The sequence below is a fragment of the Pontibacter akesuensis genome, from assembly GCF_001611675.1.
GTDB classification, from domain to species: domain Bacteria; phylum Bacteroidota; class Bacteroidia; order Cytophagales; family Hymenobacteraceae; genus Pontibacter; species Pontibacter akesuensis.
The window spans coordinates 1,268,057-1,282,280 of the sequence record NZ_CP014766.1 but is presented as its reverse complement, the minus strand read 5'-3'; the positions used below and the strand labels follow the sequence as shown (position 1 = coordinate 1,282,280).

The window sequence follows — 14,224 nt, the reverse complement described above, 5'->3', positions numbered from 1 at the left end:
CTGAGCACGTATGCTAGGAAAGCCGGTATTCTGGCTACCAATATCAAAAAGACTCTTTATATTTGTTCTTATAACTATGTGCGGCTTCCGTGGCAGGAAGTGGCATAACCTTAAATCAAACAAAGCACATGACAACAAAAACAGCTAAAATTGTTTACACCATAACCGATGAAGCACCCGCGTTGGCAACGCAATCTTTCCTGCCAATTGTGGAGACGTTCACGAAGGCCGCAGGCATCGAAGTAGAAACAAAGGACATTTCGCTGGCGGGCCGTATCCTGGCTGCTTTCCCCGAGAAACTCTCTGACGGGCAGAAGCAAAGCGATGACCTGGCTTACCTGGGCGACCTGGCCAAGACAGCGGAAGCAAACATCATCAAACTGCCCAACATCAGTGCCTCTATTCCACAGCTAACCGCTGCCATCAAAGAGCTGCAGGAGCAGGGATACAACATCCCGGATTACCCGGCAGAACCAAAGAACGACGAGGAGAAAGAAGCAAAAACGCGTTATGCCAAAATTCTGGGCAGTGCCGTGAATCCTGTGCTGCGCGAAGGCAACTCCGATCGCCGCGTGGCAGATGCGGTAAAGCAGTACGCCAGGAAGAACCCGCACTCGATGGGTGCCTGGAGCTCAGACTCCAAAACGCACGTAGCCCACATGAGCGAAGGCGACTTCTACGGCAGCGAGAAATCAACTGTAGTGGAGAAAGCCGGCGATGTGAGAATCGAGTTCGTTGCCGCCGACGGATCAAACAGAACACTGAAAGAGAAAGTTTCGCTGAAGGATGGCGAGGTGATTGACACGGCAGTGATGAGTCGCAAAGCCTTGCGCTCGTTCCTGGAGAAGGAAATAGCCGACGCCAAAAATAACGATGTGCTGCTGTCGCTGCACCTGAAGGCAACCATGATGAAGGTGTCTGACCCTATCATGTTCGGCCATGCTGTTACCGTTTTCTTCAAGGATGTGTTTGAGAAGCACGCCGAAACCTTCCAGAAGCTTGGGGTAGACGCCAATAACGGTTTAGGCGATGTATACGCCAAGATCAAAAGCCTGCCAGAGGATCAGCGTTCCGAGATCGAAGCTGACCTGAAGGCTGCCTATGAGAATGGCCCTAAGCTGGCCATGGTGAACTCCGACAAAGGCATCACCAACCTGCATGTGCCAAGCGATGTGATCATCGACGCTTCTATGCCGGCTGCCATTCGCTCGTCTGGCCAGATGTGGGGACCTGATGGCAAACTGCACGACACCAAGGCGATTATCCCGGATCGCAGCTACGCGGGCATTTACCAGGAGGTAATCAACTTCCACAAAGAGAACGGCGCGTTTGATGTGACCACTATGGGTACTGTGCCGAACATCGGCTTGATGGCCCAGAAGGCCGAGGAGTACGGGTCGCACGACAAGACTTTCGAGATGAAGGAAAGCGGTACGGTACGCGTAGTTGATGCATCAGGCAACACGTTGCTGGAGCAGAAAGTAGAGGAAGGTGACATTTTCAGAATGACGCAAACGAAAGACCTGCCAATCCAGGATTGGGTGAAGCTGGCCGTTACAAGAGCCAGAATCACGAACACACCGGCTATCTTCTGGCTTGATCCGCAAAGAGCGCACGACGCCAACCTGATTAAGAAAGTGGAGCGCTACCTGCAGGACCACGACACCAATGGACTTGAGATCAAAATCATGTCGCCAGTAGAGGCGATGCGCTATACTCTGGACCGTGCTAAGTCGGGCAAAGACACCATCTCTGTAACGGGCAACGTGCTGCGTGACTACCTGACGGACCTGTTCCCGATTCTGGAACTAGGCACCAGCGCTAAGATGCTTTCTATTGTTCCGTTGCTGGATGGCGGCGGACTGTTTGAAACAGGTGCCGGTGGCTCTGCCCCGAAGCACGTGCAACAGTTCACAGAGGAGAACTACCTGCGCTGGGATTCACTGGGTGAGTTCCTGGCTTTGGCGGTTTCGCTGGAAGACCTGGCACAGAAAACAGGCAATGAGAAGGCACAGGTGCTGGCGGAGGCGCTGAACAAAGCTAACGCGGAGTTCCTGGAGAAAGACAAATCTCCATCGCGTAAAGTGGGTGGCATCGACAACCGTGGCAGCCATTTCTACCTGGCACTTTACTGGGCAGAGGCACTTGCCGAGCAGAGCAAAGACCAGGAGCTGAAAGACAGGTTCACGAAGTTGGCGAAGGAACTGGGCGAGAACGAGCAGAAGATCGTGGACGAGCAGATTGCCGCCCAAGGCAAGCCTGTCGACATCGGCGGCTACTACCACCCGGATTTCGAAAAGGCTAGTAAAGCCATGCGCCCAAGCGAAACACTGAACAACGCTTTAGCGAACTTCTAAGCGAAGTATAAAGTATAAATATAGAGAAGGCTGCCTGAGAAATTGGGCAGCCTTTTTTGATGGCACCATAAGATAAGTGGCTATACGCGGGGACAGTGTCATAAACAGAATAAACCTGTAGCGCTATCCCTTTGGGTGTACGCCAGCTGTAATTTGATTCTACTTAGAATTTCGTTAGTTTAACTTGCTCTTACCGCACTTAAAACCAAACTATCATGAAAAAAATCTACGCCTGGGCATCTGCTGCCTTTGCTGTGGCAACTCTGCTTGCCGGGTGCCAGCAAAATAGGTCTGGCGAAAACCAGACAGCTGAATCGGTGGTACAGACCTATACCATTGAGCAGTTCATGAACACCACTTCTATCACAGGAAATGACTTCGCGCCTGATAACTCTAAAATTCTTTATTCAAGTAACCAGACCGGTGTATTCAATGCCTTTGAGGTTCCGGTAGCAGGCGGCGAGCCACGGCAGCTCACTACCTCCACTGACAATTCGGTGTATAGTATATCTTATTTCCCGAAAGACGAGCGCATCTTATACTCCAGTGACAAGGGAGGGGACGAGATCACGCACCTTTTCGTGCGCAACACCGATGGCACCACGAAGGATCTTACCCCTGAACCTAAAGCCAAGGCAACGTTTGCAGGTTGGAGCCACGACCAGAACAGCTTCTTCTTCCTTTCTAACAAACGCGACCCGAGGTATTTTGACCTGTATGAAATGGACCTGCAAACCATGACACCTAAATTGGTGATGCAAAATGAGCAGGGCTTTGATGTAGTGTCTATTTCCCGCGATAAAAAGCACATCGGCCTGCTGAAAAGTATAAACACAAACAGCAACGACATGTATCTGTACAACACAGATACGAAACAGCTGAAAAAGCTAACCAATCACACAGAAGATGTAAAGTATTCGCCAGAGACATTTACACCGGATAACAAGAAACTATACTTCCTGACGAATGAAGGAGGTGAGTTCATGGAGCTGAATAGCTATGACCTCAGCACAGGTAACATTGCTGATGTAGAGAAGGCTAACTGGGACATCTCAAATACATATTTCTCCCGCGACGGCAAGTATAGGGTTACATCTATCAACAACGATGCCCGTATCGAAATAAAAGTGTACGAGGCTGCCACCGGCAAGCAAGTACAGTTGCCGAACGTGCCCACAGGCGACATTACCGGCGTAAATTTTTCGGATGATGAGAACCTGATGGCTTTTTACGTGAATAGCCCTACTTCATCCAGCAATCTCTTCGTACACGACTTCCGCAATGAAAAAACCACCCAATTAACCAACACCATGAACCCGGAGATTAACCCGGATGATCTGGTGAAAACAGAGGTGATCCGGTATAAATCTTATGATGGCCTGGAAATACCTGCCCTGCTGATGAAGCCGAAGAATGCAAGCGCAGATAACAAAGTGCCTGCTGTGCTTTGGATTCATGGTGGACCGGGTGGGCAAACGCGCCTGAACTATAGCCCGCTGATGCAGTATCTTGTGAATCACGGGTATGCGGTGCTGGCGGTAAACAACCGCGGCAGCTCTGGCTACGGCAAAACATTCTTCGCAGCTGATGACCTGAAGCATGGCGACGTGGACCTGAAAGACTGTATAGCAGCAAAGGAGTACCTGGCTGCAACCGGTTACGTAGATGCGGATAAGATCGGTATTATGGGTGGCAGTTACGGTGGCTACATGGTGCTGGCTGGCCTTGCCTTTACGCCGGATGAATTTGCAGTAGGGGTAAACCTATTTGGGGTAGCCAACTGGCTCCGCACGCTTCAAAGTATACCTCCTTACTGGGAGTCGTTCAGGGAAGCGCTTTACAAGGAATTGGGCAACCCGGAGACAGACTCAGCAGCCTTGTACAACAAATCGCCACTGTTCTTTGCTCACCAGATCAAGAAGCCGTTAATGGTGCTTCAGGGCGCCAACGACCCTCGCGTGCTCAAAGTAGAGTCGGATGAGATTGTTGAGGCCGTAAAGAAGAACAATGTACCCGTAGAGTATGTGGTGTTCGATGACGAAGGCCACGGTTTTGTGAAGAAGGAAAACCAGATTGAAGGCTACAGCGCTATTCTCGCTTTCCTGAATGAACATCTGAAAGGAGATGAAGCAAATCCTGCCAGCACTGATACGGAATAGCTGCTTTAGCTGATCTGTGGAAGTTTAAAAATGAAGGGCTGCCCGAGTGATCGAGTAGCCTTTTTTGTTTGTGAAGTTTAGTTACTCATAGGTGCCTCAGGTTTAGAGTCAGGAAAACTCGTAACAGGAAAAGCAGCAAGGCGACAACTAGCGCGTGTTATCACGGCTGCACTCTCTGTTGCTTCTTAAGCTTCTGATTCCTCACATAAGAGTATAGCAAACCTATCACACCACCTGCTGCAGTAGTGTAGCCGAAACCTATCAGGAAGCCGTATGCTTCTGAATCTTCGCCAAAATAAAAGGATGCCGCGAGGGCAATTATACCTGCCAAAAGCATGATCATGCCTTTGCCGTACTTCATGGGTTTGGTTATACTTTCCATATGCAGCTTTATTTTATAGCGACAATTTGCTCCTGTACTAATGTAATAAAAATGAGCTTCTTAGATACACTCATTGCTCCAGTTTTCGACTAAACCGAAAATCATACCGATAAAAAAGCGGCAGCCATACTTTGGCTGCCGCTTTTGCAATTGTCTGGCATCTAAGTACTAGCGTCTAAAATCTAAGCTAGTACCCGAACAGTGTCTTCAGGTCCAGCTGCTTCACTTTGCCATACTTCTCCAGTGCCTTAAAGTTCAGGCGGTCTTTGGAGCCGATAACAAGTATAGCCTGTGGCTGGGCCTTCACATACTTCTGCTGGAATTCTTTCAGTTGGTCAAACGTCATGCTGTTGGCGCTTTGGTACACGTCCTGGCGGATGTCGTAGTTCAGGCCCAGGCGCTTGGCACGCTCATAATCGAACAGAATGCCAGACTTGGTGATGCGCTCCGTAGAGATGCTGTTGCGCAGCGCGGCGCGGGCATTCTGGAAGTTGGCATCCGCCAGCGGCATTTCCGTCAGCAGTGCCTGCATACCGGCCATGGCCTCCTCCAACTTGTCGGCCTGTGCCCCGATGTAAGACATCAGGTAATTGGAGCGGTCTTTCTTGGAAGCAGTACCATAGTAGGAGTAGGTAGAGTAGGCGAGGGCCTTCGACTCACGCAGGTCCTGGAACACGATGCCACCCATGTACTCGTTGTACAGGCGCACAACCGGTACAATATCCTTGTTGTAAGGAATTGACTTGCTCAGGAACAGCAGCTCTGCCTGCACCATGTCGTAATCTGCCCAATACACTGTTGGCTCCTTAAAGTCGATCTCGGCGTAAACCTTCTCTGCCGGAACAGGCTTCAGCTTAGCCGGAACGTTGTGCCCGGCGTTCAGCGCTGCGATCAGGTTATCTGTTTCACGTGGACCATAGTAGAGCACGCGGTGCTCGTAGCTTGGGATGCTCTTGATGATGCTCACCAGTTCCTGCGGCTTCACGGCTTTCAGCTCTTTCTCGCTCAGCACCGTGTTGAACGGGTTCTTCGGGCCATACTTGGCAAAGTTCACCATGGCCTGCTGCAGAATCACGCCTTTGTTTTTCTTGGCGTCCTGGCGTGCCTTCAGTGTGCCGGCTACCATGTCGTTCAAGGCTTTCTGATCTGGCTTGGCGTTGGCCAGTACACTTTCAAACAAACTAAGGCCCTGCTCGAAGTTTTCATCCAGGCCAGTTAAGCTCACATACACCTGGTCGCCTGACGAGAACACGTCAAATGAAGTGCCCAGCTGGTAAAACTGCTTCTGCAGCTCCTCTGCGGTATACTTGTCGGTGCCCAGGTACTTGAGGTAGTTTACCGCCATACCCAGCTTCTGGTCGTTGTTGGTGCCCATGTCCAGGATGTAGTACAGTTGGAACAGGCCGTTGTCCTTGTTCTTGGTGTAGATGAGCGGAATGTCCTGCTTCAGTTTCGTCTCCACCAGGTCTTTGCTGTAGTCGATGAATACGGGCTGCAGCGGCTCCACTTCCTTCGCCATAAAAGCCTTATAGTAATCAGACTGCGCATCGCGGTTTACGGCTACAGGCGTAATTTGCGGCTTCTCTACTTTCTGGGCGTTCGGGTCTTTGCCGTTGCGCTTGTACACCAGCACGTAGTTGTTGTTGAAATACTTGTTCGCCACATCTACTACCTCTTGTTTAGTGATGCTGGCATATTCGTTCGGGCGGCTCACGTACTGCTGCCACGGAATATCATAGATGAAGGCGGTTACAAAGGCGTCGGCGCGGTTGCCGTTGTCTTCGTAGGCTTTCATGGTGTTGATCTTGTCGTTGTTCACCACGGCCTGCATGAGTTTCTCATCAAACTGCCCCTTCTTGATCATGTCGAGCTGAGCGATTAGCAGGTCGCGCACCTGGTTCAGCGACTGTCCCTGGCGCGGCATACCCGTCATGCGGAACGTGCCATAGTCCTTCATTGGCGTGTCGTAGGCGTACGACTGCAGCACCTTCTGCTGCTGGTTCAGGTTCAGGTCGATCAGGCCGGCCGCACCGTTATATAGCAGTTGGCTGATCATCTGCACCACCAGAGCTTCGCGGGTATTGATACCCGGCGTGCGGTAGGCCAGGGATACGTTCTCTGCATCCGGGCCCAGCACCTCACGCACAATCGGCTTCTGGATTGGCTGCTCCTGTGCTACGGTAAAGTTCGGCACCGGCTCCTGGTTGATTCCTCCCCAGAACTTGTCGATCAGGCGGATGGTCTGGTCAAAGTCAATGTCGCCGGACAGTGCAATGGCCATGTTGTTCGGCACATAATACTTATCAAAGTAATTCTTGATGGCGGTGATCGACGGGTTCTTCAGGTGCTCCACTGTTCCGATCGTTGTCTGAGTGCCGTACTGGTGCGTCGGGAACAACTCAGTGTTGATGACCTCTGCCACTTTGCGGCCATCGCTATCGAGGGTGCGGTTTTTCTCTTCGTACACGGCCTCCAGCTCGGTGTGGAACAGGCGCGGTACCATTTCCTGGAAACGGTCAGCTTCCAGTTCCAGCCAGCGCTCCAGTTGGTTGCTCGGGATGTCGTTGGTGTACACCGTCTGGTCTACCCAGGTATAGGCGTTAGTGCCTTTTGCGCCGAGGGCCGTCAGTAGCTTGTCATATTCGTTGGCGATGGCATAAGTGGCGGCAACGCCGGAAACAGAGTCAATCTGGGCGTAGATGCGCTTGCGGGCAGCCTCGTCCTGAGTGCTTCTATACTTCTCGTAGAGCGCCTCGATTTTTGCCAGCTCCTCCTGCTCTTTCTGCCAATCGGCTGTGCCCAGTTCCGTGGTACCCTTAAACACCATGTGCTCCAGGTAGTGGGCCAGGCCAGTGGCATCGGCCGGGTCGTTTTTGCTGCCCGCCCGAACAGCAATGTAGGTCTGAATGCGCGGCGCCTCCTCATAATCCGACAGGTATACTTTCAGGCCATTGTCCAGGGTATAGATGCGGGCATTCAGCGGATCGTTGGGTGCAGTTTCATACTTGTACTCCTTTTGGGCAGGAGCTGTGGCGGTTGCGGCGGGCGCATCCGGGGAAGACTGCGTTTGATAAGTTTCGTTTTTACATTGCGTGAACGTAAGGCCCAACGCAAGCAGCAACAGAGATGAACCTCTTTTACTAGCCATAGTTTTGAGTTTGTGGTTATACCTCTAAATATAGGAATTTTTTTAGATTAAAAATCAGCATCCAGCCCAAAGCGCTGCTTTAAATCGACGAGCACCGGGTATTTCTCGGCGAGGTAGTTGAATTTATCCTGCGAAGTATAAAGCTTGCGCCCTTCGTCCTGCAGCTCCACAACCTCCGCCCGCAGCTTTATGCCGCGGTTGCCCAACTCGCGCTTCAGCTCGCCAAGTATGGCAGGGCGCAGGCTGGTGAACTGGTCCATCATCACGTGGTTCTCCAGGTGCAGCACAATTTCGTTTTCGTCGCTCACGTGGTACTGCCGGTTCAGGAGCGTGAACTCCATCATGTTCTCTGCCTTTTTACGGCGCAGAATGGCATGCCACACCGTCTTCAGGCGGACCTGGTCCACAGGTATGGCTACACCATATGCGTCTTCTTCCTCCTCGGCTACGGCCACTTCGGCTACGGCGGCCTGCGGGTTTTGCAGATCTTTCAAGCTAGGCAGCTTACCCAGCTTTTTCGGCGGCGGCAGGTTCACTCCTGAGCGTGGCTTTTCCGGGCCTGAGCCGGGAGGTGTTTGCGGCGTGGCCGGGGCAATATGCGCATCGGGCGTTACTTCCTGCGGCGTGGGCGGCTGCTGTAGCTTTTCAGAGGGCACGCTGTCGGGTGTTGGTTGCTGCAGGCGCTCGGATGGTACTGTTTCCGGGGTATGCGGGGGCTGCATCTTTTCAGACGGCACCTCGCCCTGCTGCGGTTGTTTGGCTGCCGATGGCGAAGAAGTGGCACCTGCGGGTGATCCGGTAGCGGCGGGTGCCGGCGCTGCTACCTTAGCTTTTTTTGCTGTTTCTCCTTCTTGTGCAAAGCTGAGCGCGGCATTCAGGTGCGCCATCTTCATCAGGCACAGTTCCACATGCAGGCGCTGGTTTTTGCTGCTCTTGTAGTGCATGTCGCAGGTGCTTACCAGGTTTAACCCGGACAGCAGAAAGCTCACGCTGGCCTGCTGCGATTGCTCGGCATACTTGGCCTTGATGTTATCCGACACCTCCAGCAGCTGCACCGTCTGCGCGTCTTTGCACACCAGCAAACTGCGGAAGTGCTCGCCAATGCCCACCAGGAAGTTGTGGGCATCAAACCCGTTCTTCAGTATCTCATCAAACAAAAGCAGGGAACCCGACAGGTTCTGCGCGAGCAGGTGGTCCGTCAGGCGGAAATAGTAGTCGTAGTCCAGGATGTGCAGGTTCTCAACTGTGGCCTTATAGGTCACGTTGCTGCCCGAGAACGTCACCATCTGGTCGAAGATAGACAGGGCGTCGCGGAGGGCACCGTCGGCTTTCTGCGAGATCAGGTGCAGTGCATCCGGCTCGGCTGCTATACTTTCCTTTGTGGCGATGGAGCCCAAGTGGCGCACCATGTCCTCGATCCGAATCCGGTTGAAGTCGAATATCTGGCAACGGGAAAGGATGGTTGGGATGATCTTGTGCCGCTCGGTGGTGGCCAGTATAAAGATGGCATAGGAAGGCGGCTCCTCCAGCGTTTTCAGAAACGCGTTGAAGGCCTGGTTCGAGAGCATGTGCACCTCATCTATAATATAGATCTTGTACTTGCCCGTTTGCGGTGCATAGCGCACCTGCTCCACCAGGTTACGGATATCCTCTACCGAGTTGTTGGAGGCCGCATCGAGCTCGTGCACATTAAATGAGCTGTTGGAGTTAAAGCTGCGGCACGACTCGCACACGTTGCAGGCCTCAATCTCCGGGGTAATATTCTGGCAGTTGATGGTTTTGGCCAGGATACGGGCGCAGGTGGTTTTGCCCACGCCGCGCGGCCCGCAGAATAGGAATGCCTGTGCCAGGTGGTTGCTGCTGATAGCGTTTTTAAGTGTATTCGTTATATGGTGCTGCCCCACCACACTGTCGAATGTGGTCGGACGGTATTTTCGCGCTGATACTACAAAATTTTCCATTAAACAAAGATAAGCAATCCGAAGCTGAGATGTGACAGCTTTTTAGCCAGTACTTTTCAAGAGATTTATCCACTTCAGCCATACCTAGTCACCATATGCTTCTGCGATAGCGCAAACATGGTTTAGCCAAAATTTAATGTGGTATATTTAAAAAATTTAATAGTTTAACATTAAATTGCTGTGCCGAAAGCTGTCAAGTTACTGTTGTGCCTCTCATTAGGGAAATTCACGATGTAATGATTGCCAAGGCCTATAGAAGAATCTGATTCCCCATCATCAAGCCATGAAAACGCAAAAGTCCCTATTTCTAGCTTTCCTGCTTCTGTTGGCAGTACTGGCAACGCCGGCACTGGGGCAAAGCAATTACAAAGGGCTACCCTTGCTAAAGGCAAATTCAAGCAAAGTAAACGTGCGCGTGGGTGATGTTTTCGTGAGTGGTTTCTGGACGGTGAAGCCGGAGTACACTCCGAACTCTTTGCACATACAGGTAAACGGGCAGAAGGAAAAGCTGGTGTTTTACACCGACATCGACTCGGCCACCTACGAGGTACGGCCCGAGGAGGCGAAGCGGTTTTACGTGCTCCTGAACAAGCAAAACTACGTGCTGACAGAAGTAAAAGGCTTTCGGCTGGATGAAGGTAAAAGTGTGGCCAAACCCGATAAATTTCTGAACATCGCAAAGCCTCGCAGTAAGACCTTCGGCACCTTATGGGAGAAGCATCATGTAGGGGAGGTGGTAAACGAGATTAACGAGTATGCCGACAAAGCCTCCGGAGCTGTGAACTGGGCGAAGGGGAAGTTGTTTGGAGATCAGTAAAGTTTAGCTAGGGCAGTTCTATATAAGGTATCAGGGTGCTTTAGTTTTCACATCCCTGCTCCTGCGCAACACAATGGCTGAGCATTTACCTACTCTTGCGTTCTGTATTTCTTCGCGAACGCCAGTAAGTCTGCCATCTGCTGATACCATTCAGCATAAGCCCCGTCTGGTTGGAAATCGCTGTCGAATTTTTTGAAGTAGCTTTCAGCTTTTCCACTTCCTGAGGCTGCGGCAATCATCAGGCGGTTTGCCAGTTCCATCTTCTCCTCTGTATACGCTTCTGATGAACCATTTTGTGTTTTCCATTGCGTATGCTCATACTCCTGCAAGGTCTGCTCAATCTGGCTTTGACTGTAGCCTATTTTAGAATTCAGCTTCTTTTCCCGCTGAAGTATGTCCTCCTTATAGTAGAAGTATTCGGTAAGCCATTTCTCTTTTACAAGTGTACGATTGTCGCCAACTGCGAGAAGCTCTATTTTTTGAAGCTGCAGCGTGTCTGAGGCATATTCCACTTCATACGCTTCTACCGCGCCCCAGAAATCAACGATGCTATCGTTTCCGCACTCGGAAAGTATAAATTCAGAGTATGCCTTTCTGTTATCCAGTATCTCGGAATAGCCACAGATGAGGAGCTTTTTACCGTTGGAGAAGGTAAATACTGTATCTGGCTCAGGTCCTGCGTAGTTTGATGCAGGGCATTTTTCGCATTCAGCTTTTGTCTTGACCGTGCTTTCTACTTCGACTACTTGCCTGGTATCCGATTTTTGTTCCGGCACACAACCAGCTAGGAGTAGAACAAAAAGCAGGTATAAATTCTTCATGTTGAGAGGAGTGGGAACGGAGAGTCAGAATCAACTACACCGTGTACAGCGTCACCACCACCACGATCAGTCCGCTTACCACAAGCAGCACCCCGTAAGACAGGAACAGTACAAAGAACTTATAGATCGTGCGCCAGCGGGAGCTTTGGTATATGTTGCGCATGGAGCGGTAAATATACCACAGCGACACTACCACCCCGATAAACTGCAGCCAGTCTGCGGTGCCCGGCAGAATCCAGCTAATCAGGATCAGGATAGAGACAAACAGGAAAAGAAACGAGTGCACGTGTATGGAGTAAATCAGATGCTCCACGTAATATTTGGTTTTGGAACGGTAGTTAACCAGTTTCAGGATCAGTGCAAACAGGGGCAGCAGAATAAACATGATCTTCGGCAGGTGACTCACCAGCTTGTTAATGAAAAGCTGGCCTTTCAAGTCGTCATCGGCCACTTCTCTCGCCTTAACTTCGAGCGAGTGCAACACGGCACTTTCTTCGGCTGAAGCTAAAACCAGCTCTTGCTGCTCCGGGTCGTACTTTTCAACCAGAGCTCCCTTTTTTCCAACAGGGTTGGTGAATATTATCGCATCGTTGTGGTCATTTGTGCCCGTATCAAGAGCCGCCTCAGCATTATCAAGGATGGTGTACGTATAAGTCGCTGCTTTATCGGATACTTCTCCGGTGATCGCCTTTTTCTCTACCGCTTTCCGCAGCTTGGTGAGGTCTTGTTTGGTTGCCTCTGTAATTTTCGTTGCCTCAGCAGCAGTCTTCTCTTCTATGATGTCCTTCTTACCCATATTAGAGTTGGCGGTAAAAAGAAAAAAGAAGAGGATGCTGATGAAGATGTACATGCTGATCGGGTTGAGGTGGGAGGCCCGTTTGCCAGCAAAGTACTCTTTGGTTAGATAGCCTGGCCTCGTGAAAAGCGGCACGATGCTGTTGAAGAACTTCGACTCGAAGTGAAAATAATGCCCCACGCTGTGTATAGCCACATGCAGGAAGTCTTCATGCAGCTCCAGGTTCTCCTGCCCGCAATTAGGGCAGAACTTGTCAGGTACAGTAGTGCCGCAGTTCAGGCAGCTTTTATCGGAGCGGTAATGCTTTTTCATGATGACTTCAGCTTTTGATCTACCGGAAACATATCACAACAAAACTCCCATAGCCAAATTAGGCTCTAAAATAATCATTTTTAGTATTATTTTGTGACGTTAGGGGATAAATATTTAGCTGTTCCTGCAGTGGCTGATGGCCGCTGAAAAAAGGCTTTTTCTGTGCTGCTACGCCATGCTACCGCACAGGGCATCATCCTAAACGAAATGTAAGGGCAGGCGCAGGAAGCGGCTAAACCAGTAGCCGTTGCAGCCGTGGTTCAGACAAGTATGGAACTGAAGTAGAAGATGCTACCGGATAGACTGGTAACCGCCCGGCATGCCTTTTTTGGAGAGCACAATTTGCCAGAGCTGGTTGTTGCGCGAACGGAAAGAGCCGGCGCTGGAGAGCAGGTAGTATTTCCACATGCGGTAAAACCGTTCGCCATACTCGCCCTGTATCTTGTCCCAGTTCTGATCGAAGTTGCGGAACCAGGCCAGCAGGGTAGGGTCGTAGTAGGGGCCGAAGTTATGCAGGTCCTCCACCACGAAAAGCTTCTCCATGGCGCCGCTCATTTGCTTCAGCGAGGGAATGAGGCAGTTGGGGAAAATATACTTGTCGATGAACGGGTCGGGGGAGGTGCGTGAAAAGTTGAGACCGATGGTGTGCAGCAGGAAAAAGCCGTTGTCGTGCAGGCAGCGGTTGGCCACCTGCATGTAAGTGCGCAGGTTGCGGTAACCCACGGCCTCGGCCATCCCGATGGACACGATATGGTCGAACTTCTCGTTCACGTCGCGGTAATCCTGGAAACGCAGCTCCACGGGCAGCCCCTGGCACATCTCCCTCCCCAGTTCCAGCTGCTTTTGCGAGATCGTAACGCCCACCACCACAGCGCCATACTTTTCTGCCGCGAACTTGGCGAAGCTGCCCCAGCCGCAGCCAATGTCCAGCACCCGCTGCCCCGCCTGCAGCCCGATCTTCCGGCAAATCAGGTCCATCTTATTTTCCTGTGCCTGGTCCAGGGTGGTGGCGTTTTCCCAGTAGGCACAGGTATAGGTCATGCGCTTGTCCAGCATCAGTTGGTAGAGCTGGTTACCAATGTCGTAGTGGCGCTGGATGTTGTCTACCGCTTTGCGCCTGGTTTGCAGGTTCGTTACCTTGGCCAGTAGCACCTCCAGCTTCGTGCGCCAGCCAAAGCGGGCCTGGCGGTAAAGGTCAGCGCGGAAGGCTTTGTTCACGAACTCATCTATACTGGCGCAATCCCACCAGCCGTCCATGTACGACTCACCCAGGCCCAGCGTACCCTCCGAGAGCAGGCGCTTAAAAAACCGCTCGTCGTGCACCTGCAGGTCCCAGGGATCGGGGCCGTTAATTTTAATATCCGCTGTCGCTAAAATATCCGTCACGTTTTGCCTTAAGCCCGAGGTGCTCATAACCTTATTGCTAGAGAGTGGAAGGAATTGACTGGTGCTATACTTGTATTCCCTAATA

General features: G+C 51.4%; 9 protein-coding genes. 3 read left to right on the top strand and 6 right to left on the bottom strand.

Annotated elements, in window-relative coordinates:
• The first annotated feature begins 128 nt into the window (after nucleotides 1-128).
• Entirely contained in the window at nucleotides 129-2,357 is a 2,229-nt protein-coding gene (locus A0W33_RS05270) for an NADP-dependent isocitrate dehydrogenase (RefSeq protein ID WP_068837192.1), read from the top strand.
• 215 nt (nucleotides 2,358-2,572) lie between these two features.
• On the top strand, nucleotides 2,573-4,516 hold the full coding sequence (locus A0W33_RS05265; protein ID WP_082815135.1) for a S9 family peptidase: 1,944 nt from the start codon (nucleotides 2,573-2,575) through the stop codon (nucleotides 4,514-4,516).
• 160 nt (nucleotides 4,517-4,676) lie between these two features.
• Here the strand turns inward: A0W33_RS05265 and A0W33_RS05260 are convergent, their stop codons facing one another.
• The 3 genes from A0W33_RS05260 to A0W33_RS05250 form a co-directional block, all read right to left on the bottom strand.
• Nucleotides 4,677-4,898: a hypothetical protein gene (locus A0W33_RS05260; RefSeq protein ID WP_068837191.1), complete on the bottom strand. Its 222-nt coding sequence runs from the start codon at nucleotides 4,896-4,898 to the stop codon at nucleotides 4,677-4,679.
• Nucleotides 4,899-5,085: 187 nt separating this feature from the next.
• A complete protein-coding gene (locus A0W33_RS05255; RefSeq protein WP_068837190.1) occupies nucleotides 5,086-8,046 on the bottom strand; it encodes a M16 family metallopeptidase in 2,961 nt (986 codons plus the stop codon).
• A gap of 47 nt (nucleotides 8,047-8,093) precedes the next feature.
• A complete protein-coding gene (locus tag A0W33_RS05250) occupies nucleotides 8,094-10,007 on the bottom strand; it encodes a DNA polymerase III subunit gamma/tau (RefSeq protein WP_068837189.1) in 1,914 nt (637 codons plus the stop codon).
• Between the two features lie 283 nt (nucleotides 10,008-10,290).
• Between A0W33_RS05250 and A0W33_RS05245 the strand changes: the two genes are divergently transcribed.
• Nucleotides 10,291-10,824 carry a hypothetical protein gene (locus tag A0W33_RS05245; RefSeq protein ID WP_068837188.1) on the top strand — a complete coding sequence of 178 codons (534 nt, stop codon included), beginning with the start codon at nucleotides 10,291-10,293 and terminating at the stop codon, nucleotides 10,822-10,824.
• Between the two features lie 89 nt (nucleotides 10,825-10,913).
• Here A0W33_RS05245 and A0W33_RS05240 read toward each other — a convergent pair whose 3' ends face one another.
• The 3 genes from A0W33_RS05240 to cfa form a co-directional block, all read right to left on the bottom strand.
• On the bottom strand, nucleotides 10,914-11,645 hold the full coding sequence (locus A0W33_RS05240; protein ID WP_068837187.1) for a hypothetical protein: 732 nt from the start codon (nucleotides 11,643-11,645) through the stop codon (nucleotides 10,914-10,916).
• A 34-nt stretch (nucleotides 11,646-11,679) separates the two neighbouring features.
• Nucleotides 11,680-12,753, bottom strand: coding sequence for a DUF3667 domain-containing protein (locus tag A0W33_RS05235; protein ID WP_068837186.1), 1,074 nt, complete (start codon nucleotides 12,751-12,753; stop codon nucleotides 11,680-11,682).
• A 291-nt stretch (nucleotides 12,754-13,044) separates the two neighbouring features.
• The gene (gene cfa, locus A0W33_RS05230) at nucleotides 13,045-14,166 is read right to left on the bottom strand and encodes a cyclopropane fatty acyl phospholipid synthase (protein ID WP_068837185.1); all 1,122 of its coding nucleotides are present in this window, start codon (nucleotides 14,164-14,166) and stop codon (nucleotides 13,045-13,047) included.
• Between the last annotated feature and the right edge of the window lie 58 nt (nucleotides 14,167-14,224).